The organism is Enterobacter cloacae complex sp. GYL001, assembly GCF_049237125.1.
Lineage (GTDB): Bacteria > Pseudomonadota > Gammaproteobacteria > Enterobacterales > Enterobacteriaceae > Enterobacter > Enterobacter hormaechei_C.
The window spans coordinates 200,986-225,967 of sequence record NZ_JBMKGW010000002.1; the positions used below are offsets into that span (position 1 = coordinate 200,986).

Annotated in this window: 25 protein-coding genes and 1 tRNA gene; 6 read left to right on the forward strand and 20 right to left on the reverse strand. The window is 56.5% G+C overall.

The annotated features are described in order from the left end of the window. Window positions 1-57: 57 nt before the first annotated feature. From ACOTWU_RS05040 to ygjG, 4 genes are all read right to left on the reverse strand, one after another. A complete protein-coding gene (locus ACOTWU_RS05040) occupies window positions 58-768 on the reverse strand; it encodes a fimbria/pilus periplasmic chaperone (RefSeq protein ID WP_023304467.1) in 711 nt (236 codons plus the stop codon). Window positions 769-814: 46 nt separating this feature from the next. Next, a complete protein-coding gene (locus ACOTWU_RS05045; RefSeq protein WP_015571921.1) occupies window positions 815-1,348 on the reverse strand; it encodes a fimbrial protein in 534 nt (177 codons plus the stop codon). 71 nt (window positions 1,349-1,419) lie between these two features. Further along, window positions 1,420-1,962, reverse strand: coding sequence for a fimbrial protein BcfA (locus tag ACOTWU_RS05050; RefSeq protein WP_017382405.1), 543 nt, complete (start codon window positions 1,960-1,962; stop codon window positions 1,420-1,422). A gap of 602 nt (window positions 1,963-2,564) precedes the next feature. Next, entirely contained in the window at window positions 2,565-3,944 is a 1,380-nt protein-coding gene (gene ygjG / locus ACOTWU_RS05055) for a putrescine aminotransferase (protein ID WP_020480128.1), read from the reverse strand. Between the two features lie 422 nt (window positions 3,945-4,366). Between ygjG and ACOTWU_RS05060 the strand changes: the two genes are divergently transcribed. Beyond that, window positions 4,367-5,887: a methyl-accepting chemotaxis protein gene (locus tag ACOTWU_RS05060; protein ID WP_032669131.1), complete on the forward strand. Its 1,521-nt coding sequence runs from the start codon at window positions 4,367-4,369 to the stop codon at window positions 5,885-5,887. A gap of 239 nt (window positions 5,888-6,126) precedes the next feature. Continuing rightward, a complete protein-coding gene (locus ACOTWU_RS05065) occupies window positions 6,127-7,686 on the forward strand; it encodes a methyl-accepting chemotaxis protein (RefSeq protein WP_032618958.1) in 1,560 nt (519 codons plus the stop codon). Here ACOTWU_RS05065 and ACOTWU_RS05070 read toward each other — a convergent pair. Beyond that, on the reverse strand, window positions 7,683-8,177 hold the full coding sequence (locus ACOTWU_RS05070; RefSeq protein WP_017692641.1) for a PadR family transcriptional regulator: 495 nt from the start codon (window positions 8,175-8,177) through the stop codon (window positions 7,683-7,685). The two genes, ACOTWU_RS05065 and ACOTWU_RS05070, sit on opposite strands and share 4 nt — an antisense overlap. A 145-nt stretch (window positions 8,178-8,322) precedes the next feature. Here ACOTWU_RS05070 and ACOTWU_RS05075 point away from each other — a divergent pair, with 145 nt between their 5' ends. Beyond that, window positions 8,323-9,087, forward strand: a complete 765-nt coding sequence (locus ACOTWU_RS05075) for a siderophore-interacting protein (protein ID WP_040118129.1) — start codon at window positions 8,323-8,325, stop codon at window positions 9,085-9,087. Here the strand turns inward: ACOTWU_RS05075 and ACOTWU_RS05080 are convergent, their stop codons facing one another. After that, window positions 9,088-10,257 carry a DNA repair protein gene (locus ACOTWU_RS05080; protein ID WP_126499257.1) on the reverse strand — a complete coding sequence of 390 codons (1,170 nt, stop codon included), beginning with the start codon at window positions 10,255-10,257 and terminating at the stop codon, window positions 9,088-9,090. It lies immediately after the preceding gene. Window positions 10,258-10,475: 218 nt separating this feature from the next. Beyond that, window positions 10,476-10,551 (reverse strand) — tRNA-Ile (locus ACOTWU_RS05085). Between the two features lie 124 nt (window positions 10,552-10,675). Between ACOTWU_RS05085 and mug the strand changes: the two genes are divergently transcribed. After that, on the forward strand, window positions 10,676-11,182 hold the full coding sequence (mug, locus tag ACOTWU_RS05090) for a G/U mismatch-specific DNA glycosylase (protein ID WP_017384024.1): 507 nt from the start codon (window positions 10,676-10,678) through the stop codon (window positions 11,180-11,182). A 100-nt stretch (window positions 11,183-11,282) separates the two neighbouring features. On the opposite strand, the gene rpoD is transcribed toward mug, so the two are convergent. The 3 genes from rpoD to rpsU form a co-directional block, all read right to left on the reverse strand. Further along, window positions 11,283-13,127 carry an RNA polymerase sigma factor RpoD gene (gene rpoD / locus ACOTWU_RS05095; protein WP_015571912.1) on the reverse strand — a complete coding sequence of 615 codons (1,845 nt, stop codon included), beginning with the start codon at window positions 13,125-13,127 and terminating at the stop codon, window positions 11,283-11,285. Between the two features lie 152 nt (window positions 13,128-13,279). After that, the gene (dnaG, locus tag ACOTWU_RS05100; protein ID WP_003862574.1) at window positions 13,280-15,025 is read right to left on the reverse strand and encodes a DNA primase; all 1,746 of its coding nucleotides are present in this window, start codon (window positions 15,023-15,025) and stop codon (window positions 13,280-13,282) included. 115 nt (window positions 15,026-15,140) lie between these two features. After that, the gene (rpsU, locus tag ACOTWU_RS05105; protein ID WP_001144069.1) at window positions 15,141-15,356 is read right to left on the reverse strand and encodes a 30S ribosomal protein S21; all 216 of its coding nucleotides are present in this window, start codon (window positions 15,354-15,356) and stop codon (window positions 15,141-15,143) included. Window positions 15,357-15,592: 236 nt separating this feature from the next. Here rpsU and tsaD point away from each other — a divergent pair, with 236 nt between their 5' ends. Then, complete coding sequence (gene tsaD / locus ACOTWU_RS05110; RefSeq protein ID WP_015571911.1) at window positions 15,593-16,606, forward strand: tRNA (adenosine(37)-N6)-threonylcarbamoyltransferase complex transferase subunit TsaD; 1,014 nt, start codon at window positions 15,593-15,595, stop codon at window positions 16,604-16,606. A gap of 72 nt (window positions 16,607-16,678) precedes the next feature. On the opposite strand, the gene ureG is transcribed toward tsaD, so the two are convergent. From ureG to plsY, 10 genes are all read right to left on the reverse strand, one after another. Next, window positions 16,679-17,296: an urease accessory protein UreG gene (gene ureG, locus ACOTWU_RS05115; protein ID WP_014071813.1), complete on the reverse strand. Its 618-nt coding sequence runs from the start codon at window positions 17,294-17,296 to the stop codon at window positions 16,679-16,681. A 9-nt stretch (window positions 17,297-17,305) separates the two neighbouring features. Next, window positions 17,306-17,980, reverse strand: a complete 675-nt coding sequence (locus ACOTWU_RS05120; protein WP_017692647.1) for an urease accessory protein UreF — start codon at window positions 17,978-17,980, stop codon at window positions 17,306-17,308. Next, the gene (locus ACOTWU_RS05125) at window positions 17,980-18,519 is read right to left on the reverse strand and encodes a HupE/UreJ family protein (protein ID WP_015571909.1); all 540 of its coding nucleotides are present in this window, start codon (window positions 18,517-18,519) and stop codon (window positions 17,980-17,982) included. Before ACOTWU_RS05125 ends, ACOTWU_RS05120 begins: the two co-directional genes overlap by 1 nt. A 9-nt stretch (window positions 18,520-18,528) precedes the next feature. Next, on the reverse strand, window positions 18,529-18,993 hold the full coding sequence (ureE, locus tag ACOTWU_RS05130) for an urease accessory protein UreE (RefSeq protein ID WP_017384028.1): 465 nt from the start codon (window positions 18,991-18,993) through the stop codon (window positions 18,529-18,531). 9 nt (window positions 18,994-19,002) lie between these two features. Further along, window positions 19,003-20,706, reverse strand: coding sequence for an urease subunit alpha (gene ureC / locus ACOTWU_RS05135; protein ID WP_040118128.1), 1,704 nt, complete (start codon window positions 20,704-20,706; stop codon window positions 19,003-19,005). Beyond that, a complete protein-coding gene (locus tag ACOTWU_RS05140; RefSeq protein WP_015571906.1) occupies window positions 20,699-21,013 on the reverse strand; it encodes an urease subunit beta in 315 nt (104 codons plus the stop codon). The genes ureC and ACOTWU_RS05140 overlap by 8 nt, the downstream gene beginning before the upstream one ends. 10 nt (window positions 21,014-21,023) lie before the next feature. Beyond that, the gene (locus ACOTWU_RS05145; RefSeq protein WP_003862556.1) at window positions 21,024-21,326 is read right to left on the reverse strand and encodes an urease subunit gamma; all 303 of its coding nucleotides are present in this window, start codon (window positions 21,324-21,326) and stop codon (window positions 21,024-21,026) included. A 10-nt stretch (window positions 21,327-21,336) separates the two neighbouring features. Beyond that, window positions 21,337-22,164 (reverse strand): urease accessory protein UreD, encoded by an 828-nt coding sequence (locus ACOTWU_RS05150; protein WP_015571905.1) that lies wholly within the window; start codon window positions 22,162-22,164, stop codon window positions 21,337-21,339. Window positions 22,165-22,319: 155 nt separating this feature from the next. After that, window positions 22,320-23,786 (reverse strand): MFS transporter, encoded by a 1,467-nt coding sequence (locus tag ACOTWU_RS05155; RefSeq protein ID WP_040118127.1) that lies wholly within the window; start codon window positions 23,784-23,786, stop codon window positions 22,320-22,322. Window positions 23,787-23,878: 92 nt separating this feature from the next. Then, entirely contained in the window at window positions 23,879-24,493 is a 615-nt protein-coding gene (gene plsY / locus ACOTWU_RS05160) for a glycerol-3-phosphate 1-O-acyltransferase PlsY (RefSeq protein ID WP_017384031.1), read from the reverse strand. Between the two features lie 107 nt (window positions 24,494-24,600). On the opposite strand from plsY, the gene folB reads away from it, so the two are divergent. Further along, window positions 24,601-24,969 carry a bifunctional dihydroneopterin aldolase/7,8-dihydroneopterin epimerase gene (folB, locus tag ACOTWU_RS05165; protein WP_015571902.1) on the forward strand — a complete coding sequence of 123 codons (369 nt, stop codon included), beginning with the start codon at window positions 24,601-24,603 and terminating at the stop codon, window positions 24,967-24,969. Window positions 24,970-24,982: the final 13 nt, after the last annotated feature.

Below are 24,982 nucleotides of genomic sequence, written 5' to 3' on the forward strand. Positions count from 1 at the left end.
TTCCCTTACCTGCGAGGCTTTTAATGACAAAACGTCATACGTAACGCCGTATACGACTTATTTCGCGCATGACTGAACGGGCGTGTTGGCACCAAAGTCATTAACGGTCTGAAACCTCACGCTGCCAGTGCCGCCACCGGGGATCTCCACCACCAGGTTATTTTTGGGCGCTACCATGTTATTTGCCAGTTGCGTGCTGCCGACGAAAAACTGAACCAACGAAACGTAATAAGGCGATGGATTGGTAATAGTGACTTTTCCATTGGTGACTGAGCAGGTTAATGTTTTGGGCGCATCAATAGAGAGCGACGGCAATTTTTTCGGCCGGATAAAAAGTTTAATAACGCTCTGGGTGGCAATTTGTAGCGTATTACCGGAAAGCTTATTTTTCTCGACGGAAGGAATGGCTTTGCTGTTCAGATAAAAAACGCTTTCACGATCGACAGGCAGATCGGGGCCCACGTACATAATACGCAGGGTATTCTCTTTTTTAGGATGGATAACAAACAGCGGCGGCGTAATGACAAAATCCGCTGATTTTGCCCCTTCGGCATTGGACACCCAGCTCTGAATTAAAAAAGTGGTATTCGTTGAAGAGTTAATAATGGCTAATGAAGCCTGCTTATCACCCTGGGGATAAATCACCCGGGTTCCCCCGAGCGCGATACCGCCTGCGCTGGCAGAACCGGCCACCCCCATCGCGAACAGAGCCGTTAGCGCGCCAGCTATCAGACAAGTCAGTTTACAGCGTGATGTAATGATACGCATTGTTCCCTCAGTTTCTCATGTGTCAGGCTTCTTGCCTGTGAGTCAGTTATTGGTAAAAAACGATGAACCAGACCTGCGCGTTCGCGGTACCAGCGTTGACGCTATCTTCGGTGGCGCGATACCTGGCGATATAGCTCAGCCGGTTTTCACCGTCCTGCAAAGGTCTGTACCAGGGGGGCGCGGTGTCTGGCTTTACCAGGTTCCCCATCGCATCGAATAGACCGATACCAATCCCGGTGGCGGCGCCAGGCCCATAGCCCGCGCGAAAAACCTGGGGATCGTTGCTGTCAGACTCGCCGCTAAACAGCACCCCGGCGCGCTGGCTTACGCTGGTGTCGCATGCTTCCAGCGTGATGAAGAAGGGTACCGGTTTGGCCCAGTCACCGGCGGCGATGAACTGGCTATTGCGTACCTGTCCCATATGCACGATTTGATCCTGGGAATCCATGCTGACGGAACAGGCCGCATTGACGACCTGACCCTGAAAGGTCACGCTTCCATCGTCCTTTGCCGCGGCTGGCAATACGGCAAAAAGCGCAGTGCCGGCTATCAGCAGCGCCCGATTTATGGATTGCTGCATTGCGAACTCTCTAACGCTTGCCGGACAACGCTTCTCCGCCCGCAGGCGAAGAAGCGAGATCGGCTAACGAATCAGGAATAAACCATCTGGAACGTTGCGACGGAGGAGACGTTGCCCGGCTCGGCCGCGCCTGTGGCCACGTAATCCACGCTCAGCGGGATGATGTTTTCGCCGTTGATCAGCTTAACGTTGGAGGAGGTATCGCCAATGTTCAGCGCCTGGCCGTCCGGCCCGAACAGTTGCAGCGCAACGTTTTTGGCCGAGCCTGCGCCAGCGGTGTTCGCCAGGCTGCCTTCTACAGCAGGGTCCTGCTGGCCGTTAAAGATCACGGCGGCATTCTGGCTAACGGTGGCGTCGCAATCTTCCAGAACGATTTTAAAATCTTCTTTCTGGTTGGCCTGCATGCCGACCGTTGTCAGCTTGACGGTACGCACCTGGCTCAGGGTAACTGTCTGGTCTACGGAGTCAGCCGCGACGGAACAGGCGGCGTTTACCACCTGGCCGACAAAGTTGACGGTCCCGCCGGAAACGGTAACGGTATCGGCCTGCGCATTAATTGCCATGCCACCAGCCAGCGCGCCGGCAACAGCCATTGCTATAACTTGCTTTTTCATACAAATCCTTTTTAGATAAACATCATGCTGTCAATTGAAATAATATATTCACAATGTCATGTGAATCTTTTTTCGAGGCAGTGGTATAGGATATGTTTTTAGATTAATATATTATTTTTACCCAGGGCGTTGTTACTGGTTTTATATCATCCGCCACTGCGCTGATGAATGAGGGGATTCTACGGATTAAATAATATTATATCAATGTGATAATGGGTTGATGTTTTATTAGTTTTACTAAATATAAAATTAACTCATAATTTATTTGTTTGAATGATATTGCACGCCGTCAGAACCGCATTTCTATTCGCTGGTCGGTTTTATTAATGTCTGCGATGAATGTCATCGTGGTTTTGTTAATAATGCAAGACGTTACGGCTGTCATTATTCGGACATGCGTTGGGAATGCGGTGGTGTTATTATCCGGCTGCTTTTACAATCTGATATTACATAAAGAAATATTTTAAATTTATATGATGAACCGTGTTTGCACTTATGCACATTATTCCTCAGTCTGACTGCATAAAGAAATCCCTGGCGTATCCCAGGGATTTCTTTGCATATCGCCCTGATACTGCTAAAAGGGCAGGAAAAATAAATGTTCAGGCGGATGTTACGGCAATACGTAATGCCGCCAGCGCTTTACGCGCCGCCTTCAGCACTTGCTCACACTGCTCAATGGTAAGCGTCAACGGTGGCTCAATGCGGATGGTTTTCGAGTTGTTAAGCGTTCCCGCCACCAGTACCCGCTGGCGGAACATCTCGCTTGCGAAGCTATAACCGGTTTCGTTATCAACGAACTCAATCGCCATCAGCATCCCTTTCCCGCGCGCATCCTGTACCAGATCCGGATATTCCCGGCCCAACTGACGGAAGCCGTCCAGCAGCATGTCGCCTTTCTGCTCCGCTTGCGCGGGCAGGTTTTGCTCCAGCAGCACGTTGATGGTGGCCAGCGCCGCCGCACAGGCCAGCGGGTTACCGCCAAAGGTGGTGGTATGTAAGAACGGGTTATCGAACAGCACCGAGAAGACCTCCTCAGTGGCGACCGTTGCGCCAATCGGCATCACGCCGCCACCGAGCGCTTTCGCCAGGCACAGAATGTCCGGCTGAACGTTCTCGTGCTCGCAGGCGAACATCTTGCCGGTGCGCCCCATCCCGGTCTGCACTTCGTCGAAGATCAGCAGCGCGCCAAACTCATCGCACAGCTGACGCACGGCGGGCAGATAGCCCTGCGGCGGGAGGATCACGCCGCCTTCACCCTGAATCGGCTCCAGGATCACCGCCGCCACGTCGTCGCCGGTTTTACGGCATTCACTCAGCACGATGCGCATGGCGTTGATGTCGCCAAACGGCACGTGGCGGAAGCCCGGCAGCAGCGGCATAAACGGCTTGCGGAAGGTAGATTTAGCGGTCGCCGACAGAGCGCCCAGGGATTTCCCGTGGAACGCGCCGCTGGTGGCGATAAAGGTAAATTTCCCGCGCGGCGACTGGTACGCTTTGGCGAGTTTAATCGCCGCTTCGACCGATTCGGTGCCGCTGTTGCTGAAGAAGCTGTATTTCAGCTTACCGGGCGTTAAGGCTGCCAGCGTTTTCGCGAGCATGGCGCGAAGCGGATCGAGCAGTTCCTGGCTATGGAGAGGTTGTTTCGCAAGTTGATTCTGTACGGCGGAAACCACAACTGGATTACGGTGCCCCACGTTGAAAATACCAAAACCACCCAGGCAATCGATAAACTCCTGTCCCTGGGTGTCGACAAGCGTATTCAGACTGCCCGCTTGCCACTCTACGGCTCCGTAATCCCCGCCGGCGGTAACAGATTTGCGATACTCCAGAAAACCTGGATTCACATGCTCCTTAAAGTAATCAATGACCTCACGGTTAAGTTGTTTCATCTCCTCATGATCAAGCGTTCGCTTCTCAATGAGATTCAGTGCGTGCGCGGTACAGGCAAGAGCCGAGGCGCTGGAAGGTAACCTGTTCAAAATATGCTCCCGGGGATCGCGTATCACATGATACTGAGTTAAGTATTGCAGGGATTACGCCACCTCAGATGCCTTAACAAAAATCGGGATAAACGCCAGGTGAAATCAAAGTTGCACAATATTTAATCATGCCATCGCGCGCCGCACGGGATAAGGGATAACGAGCCGGGGATGGGGTGTCGTCAATTGCACTGCTCCAGGGCAGGGAATGCGCCTTAAGTGTGCACCGGGGTATCATGCTTTGTAGGTAGTTTCATGCCGAAAGTATTTTAAATCAATTAATTAGAAAAACGTACGAAAAGTGCGGTTTAACCGAGATTTGCGATCTCAATCATATTTAACAACTAAAGATAAATTTTTTATCGCCGAAAAAACATAAGCCACAAAATTAACATTCAAATAACCTGCAAGGGATGCTCACTATGTCCTCTCCTGACTATGTCACCCAGAATGAATATCCGCTGGACGATGACACCACGCTTATGTCGACCACCGACCTCCACAGCTACATGACCCACACTAACGACACCTTTGTGCAAGTGAGCGGCTTTACGCTCCAGGAGCTGCTCGGGCAACCGCACAACATTGTGCGTCATCCGGATATGCCGAAAGCGGCTTTTGCCGACATGTGGTACACGCTGCAAAAGGGCGAACCCTGGAGCGGGATTGTCAAAAACCGACGTAAAAATGGCGATCACTATTGGGTACGCGCCAATGCGGTACCAATGGTGCGTAACGGCCAGATGACGGGCTATATGTCCATTCGTACCCGCGCCACCGAGGACGAGGTAGCCGCAGTGGAGCCGCTTTATAAGGCGCTCAACGAAGGACGCTGCAAAAAACGCATTCATAAAGGGCTGGTGGTGCGCAAAGGCTGGCTCGGCAAACTACCGGCGATGCCGCTGCGCTGGCGCGTGCGTAGCGTAATGGCGGTACTTTTCGCGGTGATGGCCGCAACGCTTGTTGCCAGTGCCGCGGGCTGGGCTTCGCTGGTGGCGGCAGCCGTGGTGATGCTGCTTGGCACCCTGGTGTTTGAGCAACAGATTGTCCGCCCGGTGGAAAACGTCGCACGGCAGGCGCTCAGGGTCGCTACCGGAGAGCGTAACAGCGTGCAGCATCTTAACCGCAGCGATGAACTGGGGCTAACGCTGCGGGCCGTCGGACAGCTGGGGCTGATGTGCCGCTGGCTGATCAACGACGTCTCCAGCCAGGTGGTGAGCGTGCGCGACGGCAGCGACAGGCTGGCGCAGGGCAATGAAGATCTCAACGACCGCACGCGCCAGACCGTGGCTAACGTGCAGCAGACCGTGGCAACAATGAACCAGATGGCGGCGTCGGTGCAGAGTAACTCTGAGACCGCAGCCGAAGTCGACAAGCTATCGATGGCCGCCAGCAGCGCGGCCACGCAGGGGGGCACCGTGATGCAGACCGTGGTGAAAACCATGGATGACATTGCCGACAGTACCCAGCGCATTGGCTCTATTACCTCGCTTATCAATGACATCGCCTTCCAGACCAATATTCTGGCGCTGAACGCTGCGGTTGAGGCGGCACGCGCGGGCGAGCAGGGGAAAGGCTTTGCGGTGGTGGCGGGCGAAGTGCGTCATCTTGCCAGCCGCAGCGCGAACGCGGCTAACGATATTCGCAAGCTGATCGACGCCAGCGCCAGCAAAGTGCAGTCGGGCGCCGAGCAGGTCCACGCCGCGGGACGTACTATGGATGATATTGTCGAGCAGGTGAAAAACGTCACGCAGCTCATCGCGCAGATCAGTCACGCCACCTCAGAGCAGGCGACAGGCCTGACAGAGCTGACCCGTGCTGTGGCAGAGCTGGACAGCATTACGCAGAAAAATGCTGACCTGGTCGAAGAGAGCGCGCAGATTTCCGCGATGGTTAAGCACCGGGCCGGACGCCTTGAAGATGCGGTTACCGTGCTGCATTAAGAAATGTATGCTTCGATAAAGCCGTTTATTCCTCCGGGATAAACGGCTTTTTTGTTTTTCAGAATAAGTTATGTTGTTAATGAAATATTAAGTAACTAAAAAAAGCGCCCGGTTTTTAATTGTTACAATCCAGATTCATTGAGAGTGAAAAATAAAAAAACGATCAAAGTCATAAAGTTAGCGTGTTTCCTGTCGATAACAGCGATCGTCTGAGAAATAATCACATCGATGGGGTAAATATGTTCATACATGACGTAAAGATCGGCACGAAATTATTTCTGGCGTTTGGATTATTTATTGTCCTGATGGTCGTCAGCGCAAGCTTGTCTCTGATGAGCCTGAATCGGGCAAACAATGGAATGCAAACCATCCTTACCAGCGACTATCCAACGACGGTAAAAGCGAACCAGTTAATCGACAACTTCCAGGAATTTATAAGCACGCAGCAGCTCATGCTGCTGGACGAACAGGGGACGTACACGGCGCAATCAGAGCAGCGTCTGAAGGCGATCAGCGAGCGCATCTCCTCAATCCTGAGCGAGCTGGACAACGCTCTCAAGGATAAAAAATCCCAACAGGTGCTGGCCGATATCCACGGCGTACGCCAGCAATATCTTGACTCGCGCTACCGCATTTTGCAGGCCGTGCAGAATAACGACCGTGCGGGCGCGATAAACGAAATGATGACCAACACCCTGAATCTGCAACAGTCCTATAAAGCGAAAGTGCAGGCGCTGATTGCGATCCAGGACCATGAAATGCAGAGTGCGGGCGAGCAGGTGGAAGGCGATTTCCGCACCAATCGTCTCCTGCTGGTCCTGATTACGCTTTTCAGCGTCGCGGCAGCCAGCCTGACTGGCTGGTTCATTGTGCGATCCATTACCCGACCGCTGAACGACGCGGTGAATTTTGCGGAGGCCATTGCCGATGGCGATCTCACCGGCAGCATTATCTCGCACGGTAAAGATGAAACCGGACTGCTACTCACCGCACTGATGGAGATGAAAACGCGCCTGCTGGAGATTGTGCAGCAGGTGCAAACCGGATCGGAAAACATCTCCAGCGCCGCCGCGCAAATTGTCGCGGGCAACCAGGATCTGGCTGCCCGCACGGAGGAGCAGGCCAGTTCCGTTGAACAAACGGCCGCGTCGATGGAGCAGATCACCGCTACGGTGAAGAACACCGCGTCCCACACCGGAGAAGCGACGAACCTGTCTGCCGATGCGGCTGCCGTGGTCAAAAACAACGGCGAGATGATGAAGCAGGTCACCAGCAAGATGCGCCTGATTAACGAAACATCGAACAGGATGTCCGACATTATCGACCTGATCGACGCCATTGCCTTCCAGACTAATATTCTGGCGCTGAATGCGGCGGTCGAAGCGGCGCGCGCGGGTGAGCATGGTCGTGGCTTTGCGGTGGTGGCGGGCGAGGTACGCCAGCTCGCGCAGAAAAGTGCAACATCTGCGAGTGAGATCCGCCAGCTGATTGAAAGCTCCACAAGCCAGACGCAGGACGGCATGAACCTTGTGGAGAAGGCCAGCGGGCTTATCAACGGCATGGTCGGCAACGTAGAGGAGATGGACGTAATCCTGCGTGAGATTCGCCAGGCCAGCCACGAACAGACGGAAGGCATCTCGCAGATCAACAGCGCGATTGGCCTGATAGACGCCACCACCCAGCAGAACTCCGCGCTGGTGGAGGAGTCCGTTGCGGCGGCGGCATCCCTTAACGAACAGGCCATGCACCTGAAAGAGCTGGTCCGCGTGTTCCGCGTGAGCGACGGCGTGCTGGCTTAATCCAGCTGGGAGATCTCCAGCGCCGCGCGGTCAATCACGCCGATAATCTGTTTCAACTGCGCGTCGCTGAGCTCTCCCTGATTAACCTTCAGATCCAGTACCGCTTTGAAGTTATCCAGCGCCCGCTTCATCTGCGGGTTTTTGCGCAGCTGGAAACCGACGGAGCGCGCCTTGATACGCGTCTGGATCTGCTCCAGCTGTTCCCGGTTATTTTCCAGCCACTGTTCTCCGGCAGCGTTAATCGCAATCCGCTTACGGCCGTTCTCTTCTTCGGTAATGGTGATAAGCGCCTGATCCTGCAAGTAATCCAGCGTCGGATAGATCACGCCAGGGCTTGGCGTGTAATGTCCCTGAGTCAGGTTTTCGATCTCTTTGATCAGTTCGTAACCATGGCTCGCGTTGCGGGTCAGGATATCCAGGATCACCAGCCGCAAATCGCCATGGCCAAAAAATCGTGGCCGGCGTCCGCCGCCGTCGTGTTCGTGTCGCATGTTTTTTCCTTAATTTGATATATCTAAACTATATCTAAGATATATTCAGATGCAATCTAAAAAATCTTGATTTCTTAGTTAATAGCAATCATTATCATTAAAAATTCATTCCGATATATCGTATTCACCTGAGAAGGGCATCAACATGGCATCTACCCGTTACCCTCAACGTGTCCGCAATGACCTGCGTTTTCGTGAGCTGAACGTGCTGCGCACTGAGCGAGTCAGCGCAGGATTTCAGCGCATTGTGCTAGGCGGCGAGGCGCTGGAGGGCTTTAGCTCTCGCGGCTTTGACGACCATACCAAAGTCTTTTTCCCGGCACCGGGCACCACTTTCGTGCCGCCTGTGGTGACCGATGAAGGCATCGACTGGGGCGACGGCGTGCGTCCGCAGGCGCGTGACTATACCCCGCTGTACGATGACGAAAAACATGAGCTGGCGCTCGATTTCTTCGTTCATGATGGCGGCATTGCCAGCAACTGGGCGGTAGAGGCTAAGGTGGGCGACAAGCTGACCATCGGCGGTCCGCGCGGTTCGCTGGTGGTGCCGGAAGATTACGCCTGGCAGCTGTACGTGTGCGACGAGTCGGGGATGCCTGCGCTGCGCCGCCGTTTAGAAGGCATCGCAAAACTGCCTGTTCGCCCGGCGATCCACGCCATCGTCACCGTGGGCGATGCGGCGTATCAGGACTATCTGGCGCACCTGAGCGGGTTCAACATCACCTGGGTTATCGGCCACAACGAGCAGGCGGTGGCCGACCATCTTGCCGCGCTGGCCGTGCCGGAAGAGGATTACTTTATCTGGCTGACCGGAGAGGGGAAGGTGGTGAAACGCCTGAGCCGTCAGTTTGAAAGCGACGCAATTGACCCGCAGCTGGTGCGTGCCAGCGCGTACTGGCACGCCAAATAATCAGGCAGCGGGATCCAGCTGCGCTTCGCTCACCTGATGTTCGAGCGAGGCGCATACCTCTTTCAGCGCTTTCTCCTGCTGGGCAAAGTAGGCTTCCATATTGCTGAGCGACGAGACGAGCAGCCAGGACTCTTCCTTCTCCAGCTCTGCCAGCTCGTTCACCAGAGTGTCGATTTGCTCACGCACCTGCGCCATCTTTTTACGAATACGTTCCAGGTCGTTCAGTCTGTCGCTTGCCATCATCGGTTCGAATCCTTGTTGCAGACGGGCGACCAGCGAGCGAATGGCCTTCACGTCGCCGCGCTGTTTGGCCTGGTTGAGTTGCACCATCATCCTGTTGGCTTCCTCTTTTAAATCATCGGCAACCAGATCCGGGTGGCATAGCTTGCTCGCCTGACGCCAGAGCCGCTTCAGCTCGTTCCGATCCTCTTCAGAGAGATCCTTGCCTTTACACAGGCGAACTTCGGCATCATGATGCTGTTCGCGATACTTCTTGTACTCTTCGTTGGCCTCATCGCGCGCCTGACGTGCCGGCTCTTCCTCACGCGTTAAACCGGTCTCCAGCTCCATTGCTTCGGCCAGCAGGTTGGCAATCAGATTGCTTTGCTGCTGAAGATGTTTGCGCGCCTCTGCCGCCTGAACGGAATCCGCAGGCAGATCTCGCCAGCGCCGGGTGAGCGTTGTCAGAACCTCTACGGCCTGCGCCATATAGTCCTGGCAGCGGCGGTAATCCTCTTCCCGACGACGCGTCTCCGCCTGCTGACGACGCAGGTTAAGCTCCGCCAGCGTTTTACGCAGGGCGAGGATCTGCTGCATCAACGGCCCGAGGCGGGAGAAATAGAGATCGTTGAACTCATCAAGCTGCTGTACCCGGGCGTTACGGCGATCAATCAGATCGCGCAGACGCTCTTCCAGGGCTTTCAGCTCCAGCTTGCTGGCCGCCAGCTGTGGGTCACGCCACGGGGTAACGGCGCGCTGGCTTTGCAGCCAGGCGGTGATAGCGCGAAGGGCTGCGGTGTAGTTTTTCTGCTCAAGCGCCGCGACGATGGACAGGAGATCATCGTCAAAGGCTTCCTCTTTGAGACGTTTCAGCTGGCTCCGGATGATGTCGTCATCTTCCAGCTCAATGGCATTTTTAATGATTTCTAGCCGTTTGATCGGTGTGCTCATGATGCCTTTCGCTCTGGCGCTTAAGTATTTGAGTTAAGGTTAGTTGTTGTAAAAGCTACAGGAAATAATACACACGGATGATGATCGGCGCGATGGGGGATTTCTTTAGTTTTTAGGGTTTGTGAGGGGAAGCGACAGGCCGGGCTACGTGTGGTGGATTACTTACAAAAAAGCCACTCAATCGAGTGGCTTAACTGGATGATTCTAAAGCTAAAATTTGGTGGCCCCTGCTGGACTTGAACCAGCGACCAAGCGATTATGAGTCGCCTGCTCTAACCACTGAGCTAAGGGGCCGTGGCGGTGAATTATAAAGTAACTCCCCTCAGCAATCCAGCCATTCACACCTGCCTGCTGTTTTTATAAACAACGCATAATCAATCCTTTATACTTACCTTAAGATGCATAGACAGGAGTAGAGATGATCAACGATATTCTGGCCCCTGGCCTGCGGGTGGTGTTCTGCGGTATCAATCCGGGCAAGTCATCGGCGCACACCGGTTTTCACTTTGCTCATCCGGGAAATCGCTTCTGGAAGGTGATCCACCAGGCCGGATTTACCGACAAACAGCTTAAGCCGGAAGAAGAGCAGCAGCTGCTGGATACGCGCTGTGGCATCACCATGCTGGTCGAGCGACCCACGGTGCAGGCGAGCGAAGTGAATCTGCATGAGCTGCGCGCTGGCGGGCGTGAGCTGATCGCGAAAATTGAAGACTATCAGCCCGCGGCGCTGGCGATCCTCGGCAAGCAGGCCTACGAGCAGGCGTTCAGCCAGCGCGGCGCCAGCTGGGGTAAGCAGAACATTACCATTGGCGTAACGCAGGTGTGGGTGCTGCCAAACCCGAGCGGGCTGAACAGGGCGACGCTGGACAAGCTGGTGGAGGCGTATCGGGAACTGGATGAGGCGCTGGTGGTGAGGGGGCTTTAGCTCCTCTGCGGTTTGATGCCCTCATCCTGACCCTCTCCCACAGGTAGAGGGAATAAACAAAAAAAGCTCCCGATTGGGAGCTTTTTCATTTCAGGACCGATTAATCGTCCAGGAAGCTACGCAGCACTTCAGAGCGGCTCGGATGGCGCAGCTTACGCAGCGCCTTCGCTTCGATCTGACGAATACGTTCGCGGGTAACGTCAAACTGTTTACCCACTTCTTCCAGCGTGTGGTCGGTGTTCATGTCGATACCGAAACGCATACGCAGCACTTTGGCTTCACGGGCGGTCAGGCCAGCCAGCACGTCGTGCGTAGCGGCACGCAGGCTCTCGGTGGTGGCAGAGTCCAGCGGCAGCTCGAGGGTGGTATCCTCGATGAAATCACCCAGATGCGAATCTTCATCATCACCGATTGGCGTTTCCATGGAGATTGGCTCTTTAGCGATTTTCAGCACTTTACGGATCTTGTCTTCCGGCATCAGCATGCGTTCAGCCAGCTCTTCCGGCGTCGGCTCGCGGCCCATCTCCTGCAACATCTGGCGAGAGATACGGTTGAGTTTGTTGATGGTCTCAATCATATGCACCGGAATACGGATGGTGCGCGCCTGGTCTGCGATAGAGCGGGTGATCGCCTGACGGATCCACCAGGTAGCATAGGTGGAGAACTTGTAACCACGACGGTATTCAAACTTATCTACCGCTTTCATCAGACCGATGTTGCCTTCCTGAATCAGATCCAGGAATTGCAGGCCACGGTTGGTGTATTTCTTGGCGATAGAGATAACCAGACGTAAGTTCGCTTCAACCATCTCTTTCTTCGCACGGCGGGCTTTCGCTTCACCGATGGACATACGACGGTTGATGTCTTTCACCTGCTCGATGGTCAGGCCGGTCTCTTCTTCAATCTGATGCAGTTTTTGCAGGCCGCGCTGTACGTCTTCTTTCACGTCGTGCAGCTTTTCAGACCACGGCTTGTTCATCGCGATAGCGGCGTTGAACCAGGTTTCGCTGGTTTCATTGCCGGTGAAGAGGGTAATGAAGTTCTTCTTAGGCATTTTGCACTGTTCAACGCACAGCTTCATGATGATACGTTCCTGGGTACGTACGCGATCCATCATCACGCGCATGCTGTTCACCAGGTAGTCGAACTGTTTTGGCACCAGGCGGAACTGTTTGAACACTTCAGACAGCTTCAGGATCTCTTCCTGAGCGGCGGCATGGCTGCGGCCTTTCGCTTTGATGGTGTCACGCGTCACTTCGTACTGGGTACGCAGCTCGGCAAACTTCTCACGCGCCAGTTCAGGGTCGATGCTGTTGTCATCGTCGCTGCTGTCGTCCTCTTCTTCTTCATCTTCGTCTTCGTCGTCATCCATCTCTTCCTGAGACAGCTCAGAACCGACGTGAGTGGCGGTTGGCGCCATATCTTCTTCAGCGTTCGGGTCGACAAAGCCAGTGATCAGATCGGACAGACGCGCTTCTTCCGCTTCAACGCGATCGTACTGCTCCAGCAGATAGGTAATCGCTTCCGGGTATTCGGCAACAGAGCACTGAACCTGGTTGATCCCGTCTTCGATGCGTTTTGCGATGTCAATTTCGCCTTCGCGGGTCAACAGTTCAACGGTACCCATTTCGCGCATGTACATGCGGACCGGGTCAGTGGTACGCCCGATTTCAGATTCCACGCTGGACAGGACCTGTGCAGCAGCTTCTTCCGCATCTTCGTCAGTGTTGTTGGAGGTTTCAGCCAGCAACAGATCATCGGCATCCGGTGCTTCTTCCATCACCTGAATGCCCATGTCATTGATCATTTGGATGATATCTTCGATCTGATCTGAATCGACGATATCTTCCGGCAGATGGTCATTGACCTCGGCATAGGTCAGATAGCCTTGCTCCTTACCGCGTTGGACAAGAAGTTTCAGCTGTGACTGCGGGTTTTGCTCCATAAGACGGTATCCACACTTAATTCGTTTGATTGGTGTCGGCGATGGGCTGCCAACCTTTAAAGCGAGGGCGTACTTATATTTTTGCCGCTGCCTCTCAGTGCGGCTGCCGGGGGCTTCCCGATCGATATTCGGCACTTAAGCCGTTAAATTTTTTATTTCTTCGCCAGTTCCTGGTTAATCATCCAGAGCTCCCGGCGTTCTTCGCTGCTCAGGCCATGGGTGCGCTCGCGAGCTATCAACTCTTCCTGGCGCAACTCAAGCATCGAATCAAACATATGGTTGAGCGAGTCGGTGAACGTTTTTTCTGCGATATCCTTATCTGCTATATCGTCCCACATCGACAGTTTTTCAAGGGTAGCGGCCTCTTTTGTGCCGCGATAATGCTCTAAAAGTTGTCCGGTGGTCAGACCTGGCTGAGACAAACAAGTGTTGACCAATTCTGAAAATAAGCCAAGCCCGGGCAATTTTTCGTGGTTCAAACCCGCCAGCGACGGCACTTGCGGAGCAAGTTCGGGGTTTTGCACCAGCAACCCTATCAGTATACGCATGGTTGTGCGTTTTAGCTGAGGCGCGGGGCGTACCGTGCCGTTTTCAGCCTGTTTCGGCATTAAACGTTCAAGCTGGCTGTCATCCAGAATGCCGAGCTTGTTGCCTAACTCCTGACGCAGATAGATGCGCAGCGTTTCGCCGGGCACCTGGCTGATTAACGGCAGCGCCAGCGTGCTGAGCTGCGCGCGCCCGTCAGGGGTACTCAAATCAACCTGCGGCATCAGGCTGTTAAACAGAAACGTGGAGAGCGGCTGAGCCTGCTCCATCCGCGCTTCAAACGCCGCTTTGCCCTCTTTACGCACCAGCGTATCCGGGTCTTCACCGTCGGGCAGGAACATAAAGCGTAGCTGACGCCCGTCGGTCATATACGGCAACGCGGTTTCCAGCGCTCGCCAGGCGGCGTCGCGTCCTGCGCGGTCACCGTCGTAACAGCAAATCACGTTGTTGGTGACGCGGAACAGCAGCTGGATATGGTCCGCCGTGGTGGACGTTCCCAGCGACGCAACGGCATAGTTAATGTCGTACTGCGCCAGCGCAACAACATCCATATAGCCTTCGACGACCAGAAGACGCGGAGGTTCCGCATTATCCTGCTGTGCCTCATAAAGACCGTAAAGCTGGCGGCCCTTATGGAAAATATCGGTTTCCGGGGAGTTAAGGTATTTCGGCAGGGCATCACCCAGCACGCGACCACCAAAACCTATCACCCGGCCACGCTTGTCGCGGATCGGGAACATCACCCGTTCACGGAAGCGGTCGTAGCTTCGTCCCTGGTCGTTGGTGACCAGCATGCCTGCGTCGATGAGGGATTTACGATCTTCGCTATTGCCGCCAAAACGCTTTAACACGTTGTCCCAGCCGGGCGGGGCGTAACCAATAGCGAAACGCGCAATCACATCGTCACTCAGTCCGCGCTTGTTCAGATACTGACGCGCAGGCTCAGCCGCAGAGTGCTTAAGAGACTGTTGGTAAAACGAATTCAGGCCATCCATCAGTTGGTACAGCGTTTGCCGCTGATGGCGCTCGATCTGACTTGGCCCACTGCCTGCTTCATACGGCACTTCAAGGTTATGCATCGCCGCCAGCTCTTCGACGGTTTCAACGAACTCGAGCTTGTCGTAGTTCATCAAAAAATCGACGGCATTACCGTGTGCGCCACAGCCGAAGCAATGGTAGAACTGTTTTTCACCGTTTACGGTGAAAGAGGGGGTTTTTTCGTTATGGAACGGACAGCACGCATGGTAGTTCTTGCCCTGCTTTTTTAGCTTCACCCGCGCGTCGATGAGATCGACGATGTCGGTTCTGGCAAGCAGGTCATTGATGAAAACGCGTGGGATTCTTCCGGCCATATGCCCCAAAAATTTAAGCGACTTATAAACGAAAACAAGCCGCGCATTCCTTCCGGAAGCACGGCCTTACGACTACAACTCTGTCTGTCAATTGAGGGCTGTGGCCCTCAACAGATTAGTACAGACGAGTACGGCGTGCGTTTTCGCGAGCCAGTTTCTTCGCGTGACGTTTCACAGCGGAAGCTTTAGCGCGCTTACGTTCGGTCGTTGGTTTTTCATAAAACTCACGACGACGAACTTCAGCCAGAACACCTGCTTTCTCGCATGAACGTTTGAAGCGACGCAGTGCTACGTCGAACGGCTCGTTTTCACGTACTTTAATTACCGGCATGTAACTCTCACCTTTAATAAATTCGGTTTGCCGCTGGCATCAACGCCAGCTTATTTCAAAATGGTGCGGAATTTTACTGCAAATGCTGCTGCTTTGTAAAGCACCGATGCGATTTTGAAAGGGACTTTAATAAGGGTGAGGAGTATACACGAGGCTTCTTCCTGGGGCGAACAAAGTTTTACAACAATCCGCCCAGGCTCTACACTGCGCGGTATTGAAACGAGGTAAAACAAGTCATGCGTGTACTGGGTATTGAAACATCCTGCGATGAAACCGGCATCGCGATTTACGACGACGAAAAAGGGCTTCTGGCCAACCAGCTGTATAGTCAGGTGAAATTGCACGCTGACTACGGCGGCGTCGTGCCTGAACTGGCCTCTCGTGACCACGTGCGTAAAACGGTTCCCCTGATTCAGGCGGCGCTTAAAGAGGCCGGGTTGAGTGCAAAAGATATTGATGCCGTGGCCTATACCGCAGGGCCGGGCCTGGTCGGCGCGCTGCTGGTCGGCGCAACGGTAGGGCGTTCGCTGGCCTTCGCGTGGGATGTTCCGGCCATTCCGGTTCACCATATGGAAGGGCACCTTCTGGCGCCGATGCTGGAAGACAATCCGCCAGAGTTCCCGTTTGTGGCGCTGCTGGTTTCCGGTGGGCATACCCAGCTGATTAGCGTAACGGGCATTGGCAAGTACGCGCTGCTGGGCGAGTCGATCGACGATGCTGCCGGTGAAGCCTTCGATAAAACCGCCAAGCTGCTGGGGCTGGATTACCCGGGTGGCCCGATGCTGTCGAAAATGGCGTCGCAGGGAACGGAAGGGCGCTTTGTCTTCCCGCGGCCGATGACCGACCGTCCGGGGCTGGATTTCAGCTTCTCTGGCCTGAAAACTTTCGCGGCCAATACTATCCGCAATAATGACGACAGTGAGCAGACCCGTGCCGATATCGCCCGTGCGTTCGAAGACGCGGTGGTGGATACGCTGATGATCAAGTGCAAGCGCGCGCTGGATCAGACCGGCTTTAAGCGCCTGGTGATGGCCGGTGGCGTCAGCGCTAACCGCACGCTGCGCGCGAAGCTTGCTGAGATGATGCAAAAGCGTCGCGGGGAAGTGTTCTATGCGCGTCCTGAATTTTGCACCGATAACGGGGCGATGATCGCCTACGCCGGGATGGTGCGTCTGAACGCCGGCGCAACGGCTGACCTGAGCGTGTCTGTGCGTCCGCGCTGGCCGCTGGCGGAACTGCCTGAGGCGTGAGTTTCTTTGCCCGGTGGCGCTGCGCTTACCGGGCCTACAAGATCCACGTGTGCTAACGTGCAATAAACCACCCTACACCCGCAACATTCCTTTCTCTTCCAGAAACGCAATAATCGTCGCTAAACCGTCACCCGCTTTCAGGTTGGTAAACGTCCACGGACGCTCGCCGCGCATGCGATTAGTGTCGCGTTCCATTACCTCCAGCGACGCACCGACGTACGGCGCGAGGTCGGTTTTGTTGATCACCAGAAAATCGGATTTAGTGATCCCCGGCCCGCCCTTGCGCGGGATTTTTTCCCCTTCGGCCACGTCGATGACGTAGATGGTGAGGTCCGCCAGCTCCGGGCTGAAGGTCGCGCTCAGGTTATCCCCGCCGCTTTCCACGAAGATCAGATCCAGATTGCCGAACTTCTCGCTCAACGCTTCCACCGCCGCCAGGTTCATTGAGGCATCTTCGCGGATGGCGGTATGCGGGCAGCCGCCCGTTTCCACGCCCACGATGCGCTCTGGCTCCAGCGCACCCGCCTCGGTCAGGATGCGCTGATCCTCTTTGGTATAGATATCGTTGGTCACCACCGCAAGATGATAGGTGTCGCGCATCGCCTTGCAGAGCGCTTCCAGCAGGGCGGTTTTGCCCGACCCTACCGGGCCGCCCACGCCCACGCGCAGGGGATGTTTGTAATCAGCCATGTTGACTCCTCAGGAACGGAATAGTCGTGAATATTGGGTTTCATGGCGCGCGGAGGCGATGGCCGACAGCGGCGTAGCGGCCCCCAGCGCGTCGTCGCCACGTAAAAATGCCTGTTCAAACCCGGCGGCAAAATGGTCGCTCAGGTCGATAATCAGCTGTTGTGCGGCCTGCTGCCCAAACGGCACCAGCTTGACGCCCGCCATCACCGCGCTCTCTATCCAGCTGTAGCCGAGGCTCAGCGCCAGCTCGCGCGCGCTAATGCCCCAGCGCACGCCGAGCCACGCCATGCCGCCGAGCTGGCTTCGCATCAACAGCGGCAGCCATTCTGGCGGGCAGGCGGGTTCCCAGCTTTTAATCAGGCGCGTAAAGGCCGCCCCACGGTTGCGTTCTTCATCGCGCAGCTCGCGCGTTTCCCGGCAGGCGAGCAGGTATGCCGTCCAGCGTTTTGCTGTCGCGACGTCCTGCTTCTCGCAGGCACGATACAGGCGGATAAACAGCGGCAGGTCGACGCAGAAAAAGCTCTGCTCCATCTGCTGGATCTGCCAGCGCCTGAAGGCCTCAGCGTCCGTGACCCACCCGGCCTCAACGGCCCACTCCAGCCCCTGCGACCAGGTAAACGATCCGACCGGCAGGCTACTGCTGGAGAGCTGCATCAGGCGCAGCCGCTGGCGGGCGTGCTCCATCAGCTCATCAGCGCCAGCAGGGCGGAGACGATCAGCCCGCCGCCGAAGGTTTTACGCAGGCCGTCGTGACGGCGCAGCAGCAGCCCTGCCGCGAAGCTGGCACACAGCACCGTGGCGCTGGCTAACATAAACCCGCTGGTGAAGAGCCAGAAGCTGTGGCCGGACATCTCCACGCCGTGCGCCCAGCCGTGGAACATCGCCAGGGCTGGCACCGCCAGCAGCAGGCGATTTTCAGTCTTAAACATCATCACGCCGCAGACCGCCAGCGAGGCGATAATCAGCATCTCCATGCCGCTAAAGCCGCCGAGCAGGCTGCCCGCAACGGCACCAGCAAGCATCATGCCGAGCGTCGCTAACGGCAACAGCAGCTTGCGGCCGCTCAGGGCGGAGAGCACGCCAGCCCCCGTCAGCATCAGCAGGTGATCCAGCCCGGTCAGCGGATGGAGAAATCCGGCCTGGAAGCTGTCGGTCCCGTGGCCGGGATGTGCGAGCGCGGGAACGGAAAAAGCCAGCAGTAACAGCGGTAAGTACTTGCGCATGATGAGTCCTTAATGTGAATGAGCGTGAGAGTGGCTATGGCTGTGGGCATCGCTGGTGTAAGCGCCCGCTTCCGGTTCAAATGGCAGGCTGGCGAAGGTCACCTCCAGCCCGAACTGACGCAGCATATCGTCGAGGACGTGGTCGTGGTGGTAGCGCAGTTCGCCAGGCATTATTTGCAGCGGTACGTGACGATTGCCCAGGTGATAACAGGCGCGGGCGAGCAGGAACGGGTCGGCGCAGCGCACCACGGAAACCGACTCCGGGGCGGCGATCACTTCAATCACCTCGCTGCCATCGTCGGTAGTCAGCAGGTCGCCCCCGCGCAGCAGCAGGCCGCGCGGCAGCATTAGCCCGGCTTCGCGGCCGTCGTTCAGCGCCACGCGGGCGCGGCTTTTTACCCGCACATCAATCGGTAGCGTGACGCTGGCGGTAATCGGATGCGCATGGTCCAGGCGTTGGGTTAAATAGATCATCATGACTCCTCAAAACAGAAAATAGCGTTGCGCCATCGGCAAAACCTCTGCCGGTTCGCTGGTGATCAATTCGCCGTCGACGCGTACCTCATAGGTTTGCGCGTCAACGGTGATATTCGGCTGTAAATCGTTGTGGATCATGTCGGCCTTTTTCACCGACCGGCAGCCTCTCACCACCGCGGTGGCGCTTTGCAGTCCGAGCCGTTGCGGAATGCCGCTGACATCAGCAGCCTGAGAGACAAACGTCAGCCGCGTGACGTGGCGTGCGGCACCAAGGGCACCAAACATCGGGCGGTAATGTACCGGCTGCGGCGTGGGGATCGAGGCGTTGATGTCGCCCATCGGCGCGCAGGCGATCATCCCGCCTTTGACGATGGTGGCGGGTTTGACGCCAAAGAAGGCGGGGGACCAGACCACCAGATCCGCCAGCTTGCCCGCCTCAATAGAACCGACCTCATGGGCGATGCCGTGGGTCAGCGCCGGGTTGATGGTGTATTTGGCGACATAGCGCTTCACGCGGAAGTTATCGTTATCGCCGGTCTCTTCCGGCAGTGCGCCGCGCTGCACCTTCATGCGGTGCGCCACCTGCCAGGTGCGGATAATCACTTCCCCCACGCGGCCCATTGCCTGTGAATCTGACGAGGTGAGCGAGAACGCGCCGATATCGTGCAGCACGTCTTCGGCGGCGATGGTCTCCCGGCGAATGCGGGATTCGGCAAACGCCACGTCCTCGGCGATATCCGGGTCGAGGTGATGGCAAACCATCAGCATGTCCAGGTGCTCGTCGATGGTGTTGACCGTGTAGGGCAGCGTCGGGTTGGTGGAGGAGGGCAGAATATTCGGGTGCGCGCAGGCGGTGATGATATCCGGCGCATGGCCGCCGCCCGCCCCTTCGGTGTGGAAGGTGTGGATGGTGCGCCCGCCGATGGCGGCCAGCGTGTCTTCGACAAAACCGGACTCGTTCAGCGTGTCGCTGTGCAGCGCCACCTGAATATCCATCTCTTCAGCGACCTCCAGCGAACAGTTGATGGCCGCAGGCGTCGCGCCCCAGTCTTCGTGGATCTTAAGCCCGATGGCACCTGCGGCGATCTGCTCGCGCAGCGCGTCCGGGTTGGAGCCGTTCCCTTTACCCAGCAGGCCAATATTCACCGGTAGCGTATCGGCTGCCTGCAACATGCGGGCGATATACCACGGCCCCGGTGTGCAGGTGGTGGCGTTTGTGCCTGCCGCAGGCCCGGTGCCGCCGCCGATCATGGTGGTGACGCCAGACACCAGCGCCTCTTCCGCCTGCTGCGGACAGATCCAGTGGATGTGGGTGTCGATCCCGCCGGCGGTGACAATCCTCCCTTCGGCGGCGATCACTTCCGTTGCCGCGCCAATCGGGATCGTCACGCCGGGCTGGATGTCCGGGTTTCCGGCTTTGCCGACGGCGAAGATCCGCCCATCTTTTACGCCGATATCCGCTTTCACGATCCCCCAGTGATCGACGATCAGCGCGTTGGTGAGCACCAGATCCACGCAGTCGTCGGCGGTCATCTGCCCCTGTCCCATGCCGTCGCGGATCACTTTTCCGCCGCCGAATTTAACCTCTTCGCCGTAGATCGTGAGATCGTCTTCCACTTCGATCCACAGCTCGCTGTCGGCCAGCCGCACTTTATCCCCGGTAGTGGGGCCGAACATATCGGCATACGCCTGGCGTGAAATCTCAGCCATGTTTCACCTCGCCCATGACCTCGCCGCGAAAGCCGAAAATGCGCTGTGCGCCCGTCACCTGCACCAGCGTCACTTCCCGCTTCTGGCCGGGCTCGAAGCGCACGGCAGTGCCGGCCGGGATGTTCAGCCGGTAACCTCGGGTGGCTTCGCGATCGAACTTCAGCGCCGGGTTGACCTCGTAAAAGTGGTAGTGCGATCCGACCTGGATCGGCCTGTCGCCGTGGTTTTCCACGATCACACTTCGGGTTTCGCGCCCGACGTTGAGAGCAATGTTTCCGGACTGGATCCGGTATTCGCCTGGGATCATCACGCGCTCCTTACACGATCGGGTTGTGGACGGTGACGAGCTTGGATCCGTCCGGAAAGGTGGCTTCCACCTGGATATCCGGGATCATCTCCGGCACGCCTTCCATCACCTGATCGCGCGTCAGGACGTGGCGGCCGGCTTCCATCAGCGAGGCGACGGTTTCGCCATCGCGCGCGCCTTCCATAATAAAGGCGCTGATCAGCGCGACCGATTCCGGGTAGTTGAGCTTTACCCCGCGCGCGAGGCGGCGTTCGGCAACCAGCGCGGCGGTGAACAGCAACAGCTTGTCTTTTTCTCTGGGAGTCAGTTCCATAGCGTTTCTCTTATGTTTGCCAGATGCGCGGCGAACAGGCGGTTTTGGAAGTTAAAAGCGGGCGAAGCGACTGCCAGATATCGCGCATCACCCGCTGACAAATCAGGTTGTCGTGGGAGAGAAAACGCACCGACAGCAGATCGTCGGTGAGCGTCGCCCCGCCAACGTTTTCCAGCGGGGCGAGAAGCGCACGCACCGCGTCGAGAAGTGCTTCCCGGGCCGGATAGAACAGCAGCGTGCCGACCCACGGATGGTCCGCGACTGGCGTCAGATCGCCACCGCTGAGATGCAGTCGCTCAATCAGACGCGGCTCGCCATCCACCCACACCTCAAGGCGGTTCTCCAGCGTGCCGTGGCTGAAGGTTTCGTTTATCACCGGACGGCCCAGACAGTACAGCTCCCACGCCAGCAGCGTGCTGGTGGCGTGCAGGTGAAAGACGGAACGCAGCGCGGCGTTAGCGCCGGGGAAAATAATGGTGTCCTGCGGCAGCCACTCCAGCGTGGCCTCTTCGTCGAGGTAAAAATGCTGACTGAGGCAGGCCAGCGGGCCGTTGCTGCGATAGAACTTGCTGGCGCCGGGCATGGTAATGAGGGCATGGCTTTTGGCGTCGAGCCGCACGGAAATATCCAGCGTATCTCCGCCCACAATTCCGCCTGGCGGGTGCAGCAGGTAAAGGTGGCAGGTTTCCCCTTCGGGATAAAACGGACGCTGAACGGTGAGCGGCCCGCTGTGACGCGCGGAATGGAGGAGGGTTTTCTCAGGGGTATGACAAAACTGGAGGGCAAGCGAGGCCTGCCAGCCTTTGTATGAATTATCAGTGACCTGAGTTGCTAACATGGTGCTTCCATTTCCACACTATCGGGGTACGTTTCAGTATGCCCTGGCGGAAATGAAGGCTGTCATATGAGTCGCTTATGGATAAAAAAACGGCTCATGTGAGCCGGTTTCAGTAATGTAGGCCGGGTAAGCGCAGCGCCACCCGGCAAGAAAGGCTAGCGATAATCCTCTGCATCCACATCATACCCCGACGGCTCCCAGCGGATCGCCAGCAGCGACGCCAGACCGATAAACGGCGCCAGCGCAATCACCCAGAACACGGCGGTATCCAGCGAGGCGACCAGCAGCGGGAACAGAAACAGTGACAGCGTTGAACTGCTGCGCATCAGCGTCTGGTTAAGCCCCACGCCCACGCCGCGCAGCGAGGTCGGGTAGCTCAGGGAGGCAAACGTCATGGTGTGCGCACCTGGACCAAAACCCTGACCAAACAGGAACAGCGCCAGCATCGCGACGGCGACCACGCCTTCCGTAGCCCCGTCAGGGCGGCCAATCAGCGCCAGGCCGAGCAGTGCCGCAAGCTGGCACGCATAACCCGCCAGTGACATCCGCCATGCGCCGAAGCGCGGAACATAGCGCACCGCCAGCAGCCCGCCGACAAATGCGAACAGCAGGTTAAGCGCCAGCGAGATCAGAATGGTGGTCAGCATCGACTGCACAAAGAAGCTGGAGATGATCACCGGCAGGCCAAAGGCTACGGCGTTATAGGCGAACGAGGAGACCACTGACAGCAGCGTGGCGAGCGTGGTACGCCGCAGATAGATACCGCGGAACAGGTTCAGGTAGTTCGACCATTTTGCCTTGTTCACGACAGGCGCGGGCTGGTCGAGCGCATCCTGCGGTACGTGGGCATTAATATTGTAAGACTGCCGCAGGATGGACGCCGCCTCCTTCAGATTGCCCTGATTCGCCGCCCAGACCGGGGATTCGCTCATATAGCGGCTGCGGATGGCGATAATCACCAGCGCGGGCACCGCGCCAAAGCCAAGGATCAGACGCCAGAGCCAGTCGCTGTGGCTTTCCGGCAGCACGGCGTAAAAGAAGAGCACCAGAAGATAAGAGATGCTGATGGCCGCGTACCAGGTGGGGCACCACATTGCGACGCTGGAGGCTTTATTCCCCGGGCCTTTCAGCCTGGCGAACTCGCTGAGAAACGCCATCGCGACGGGAAGGTCGATCCCAACGCCAAGACCCATCACAAAGCGCGCGCCCGCAAGCACATATTCGTTCGGGGCCAGCGCACAGGCGATAGCGGCAACGACAAAGAACACCATGTCGGCCATAAAGACGCGGTAGCGCCCGATTTTATCCGTAAGATAGCCGCCGAGCAGCGCCCCGACAATCGCGCCAAAGGTAATCGCCGAGGCCACCATGCCGGTACCGGCGGGCGTCAGGTTAAATTCGCGGGTGATGTCTTTGATGCCGAATGCCAGCGCGCCGAGATCGTAGGCATCGAGGAAAATTCCCCCGAGCGCGATACCGACCACGATGCGGGCATTGGCCCGGCCCTGAGAGCCGTCATTAACGAGACGTGAAACGTCCGATGCGCTACGCACCCACTTGATGTCGCCATCCGGGGTATTTCCTGCCGTTGGAAGGGGAGTTGAATCTGTGATTTCTGCCATTTTCTTTTTGTGTGGTTGTGTTGTGTCTCTAACAGTTACCACAGGCAGAAGGTGACAAAAATCACATTTGGTTATAAGGCATAACGAACGGTTTACTGAGCGTCTTTCTTTTTACGCCTGAGCTTCGTCCAGATCTTGGTTTCCTTACGCCGCCACAGGCGCTGAATGTTGTCGTGGTGGCGCAACAGGATCAGACACGAGAGCATCGACACCGGGAAGGTAAACTGCGGTTTAAACCACCAGACATAAAACGGGGCGATCAGTGCGCTGACGATGGCGCCCAGCGACGAATAACCGCTCAGCAGAATGGTCAGCAGCCAGGTGCCCGCCATCACGCCGGTGAGATCCCAGCCGATCGGCGCAATCGCGCCAAACGCGGTGGCAACGCCTTTACCGCCTTTAAAACCAAAGAAAACGGGCCAGATGTGGCCGACGCAGGCGGCGATGGCAATCAGCCCCAGCCAGAAGGGTGTGACGCCGAGCGCATACGCGCCCCAGACGGGAAGCATTCCTTTCAGAACATCAAAAATCAAAACCGCTACGGCTGCTCCCTTGCCGCCAATTCGTAGTACATTGGTCGCCCCCGGATTCCCGGAACCACTTTCACGCGGGTCAGGCAACCCGGCGATGCGGCAGACCAGAATGGCGCTGGAGATTGAGCCGCAAAGGTAGGCGAGGATAATCATTCCAGGCGCGATTGCACTCATAACGCTGTTCCGTTTTGAAAATGTATCTGTATTCTCAGCATCTGTGGATAATACGCATAATTCGCCGGAAGTGGTATCCGGTTTAGCCAAAAAGCAGGCAGGTCGTGATGGATATTGTATTTATAGAGCAACTTTCGGTAATCACCACAATTGGTGTTTACGACTGGGAACAGACCATCGAGCAGAAACTGGTGTTCGATATCGAAATGGGCTGGGACAACCGCAAGTCAGCAAAAAGCGATGATGTGAATGACTGTCTGAGCTACGCCGACATCAGTGAAACGGTCATCGCCCATGTTGAAGGGCAACGTTTTGCGCTGGTAGAACGCGTGGCGGAAGAGGTAGCAGACCTGCTGCTGAGCAAATTTAACTCCCCATGGGTGCGCATTAAGCTAAGCAAGCCGGGAGCGGTGGCGCGCGCCGCCAATGTGGGCGTGATTATCGAGCGTGGCACAAATCTGAAAGGAAAGATTTAACGTCATAATAGCT

What these genes read in the sequence shown, in the direction of transcription:
- ureE (WP_017384028.1), bottom strand. Translation starts at nt 18,993, where the DNA reads ATGATCTATTTAACCCAACGCCTGGACCATGCGCATCCGATTACCGCC.
- ureG (WP_014071813.1), bottom strand. Translation starts at nt 17,296, where the DNA reads ATGGCTGATTACAAACATCCCCTGCGCGTGGGCGTGGGCGGCCCGGTA.
- ACOTWU_RS05150 (WP_015571905.1), bottom strand. Translation starts at nt 22,164, where the DNA reads ATGTTAGCAACTCAGGTCACTGATAATTCATACAAAGGCTGGCAGGCC.
- ACOTWU_RS05155 (WP_040118127.1), bottom strand. Translation starts at nt 23,786, where the DNA reads ATGGCAGAAATCACAGATTCAACTCCCCTTCCAACGGCAGGAAATACC.
- mug (WP_017384024.1), top strand. Translation starts at nt 10,676, where the DNA reads ATGATCAACGATATTCTGGCCCCTGGCCTGCGGGTGGTGTTCTGCGGT.
- ACOTWU_RS05045 (WP_015571921.1), bottom strand. Translation starts at nt 1,348, where the DNA reads ATGCAGCAATCCATAAATCGGGCGCTGCTGATAGCCGGCACTGCGCTT.
- rpoD (WP_015571912.1), bottom strand. Translation starts at nt 13,127, where the DNA reads ATGGAGCAAAACCCGCAGTCACAGCTGAAACTTCTTGTCCAACGCGGT.
- ACOTWU_RS05050 (WP_017382405.1), bottom strand. Translation starts at nt 1,962, where the DNA reads ATGAAAAAGCAAGTTATAGCAATGGCTGTTGCCGGCGCGCTGGCTGGT.
- ACOTWU_RS05120 (WP_017692647.1), bottom strand. Translation starts at nt 17,980, where the DNA reads ATGGAGCACGCCCGCCAGCGGCTGCGCCTGATGCAGCTCTCCAGCAGT.
- ACOTWU_RS05140 (WP_015571906.1), bottom strand. Translation starts at nt 21,013, where the DNA reads ATGATCCCAGGCGAATACCGGATCCAGTCCGGAAACATTGCTCTCAAC.
- plsY (WP_017384031.1), bottom strand. Translation starts at nt 24,493, where the DNA reads ATGAGTGCAATCGCGCCTGGAATGATTATCCTCGCCTACCTTTGCGGC.
- ACOTWU_RS05065 (WP_032618958.1), top strand. Translation starts at nt 6,127, where the DNA reads ATGTTCATACATGACGTAAAGATCGGCACGAAATTATTTCTGGCGTTT.
- ACOTWU_RS05070 (WP_017692641.1), bottom strand. Translation starts at nt 8,177, where the DNA reads ATGCGACACGAACACGACGGCGGCGGACGCCGGCCACGATTTTTTGGC.
- ureC (WP_040118128.1), bottom strand. Translation starts at nt 20,706, where the DNA reads ATGGCTGAGATTTCACGCCAGGCGTATGCCGATATGTTCGGCCCCACT.
- ACOTWU_RS05125 (WP_015571909.1), bottom strand. Translation starts at nt 18,519, where the DNA reads ATGCGCAAGTACTTACCGCTGTTACTGCTGGCTTTTTCCGTTCCCGCG.
- rpsU (WP_001144069.1), bottom strand. Translation starts at nt 15,356, where the DNA reads ATGCCGGTAATTAAAGTACGTGAAAACGAGCCGTTCGACGTAGCACTG.
- ACOTWU_RS05060 (WP_032669131.1), top strand. Translation starts at nt 4,367, where the DNA reads ATGTCCTCTCCTGACTATGTCACCCAGAATGAATATCCGCTGGACGAT.
- folB (WP_015571902.1), top strand. Translation starts at nt 24,601, where the DNA reads ATGGATATTGTATTTATAGAGCAACTTTCGGTAATCACCACAATTGGT.
- ACOTWU_RS05080 (WP_126499257.1), bottom strand. Translation starts at nt 10,257, where the DNA reads ATGAGCACACCGATCAAACGGCTAGAAATCATTAAAAATGCCATTGAG.
- ACOTWU_RS05145 (WP_003862556.1), bottom strand. Translation starts at nt 21,326, where the DNA reads ATGGAACTGACTCCCAGAGAAAAAGACAAGCTGTTGCTGTTCACCGCC.
- dnaG (WP_003862574.1), bottom strand. Translation starts at nt 15,025, where the DNA reads ATGGCCGGAAGAATCCCACGCGTTTTCATCAATGACCTGCTTGCCAGA.
- ACOTWU_RS05075 (WP_040118129.1), top strand. Translation starts at nt 8,323, where the DNA reads ATGGCATCTACCCGTTACCCTCAACGTGTCCGCAATGACCTGCGTTTT.
- ACOTWU_RS05040 (WP_023304467.1), bottom strand. Translation starts at nt 768, where the DNA reads ATGCGTATCATTACATCACGCTGTAAACTGACTTGTCTGATAGCTGGC.
- tsaD (WP_015571911.1), top strand. Translation starts at nt 15,593, where the DNA reads ATGCGTGTACTGGGTATTGAAACATCCTGCGATGAAACCGGCATCGCG.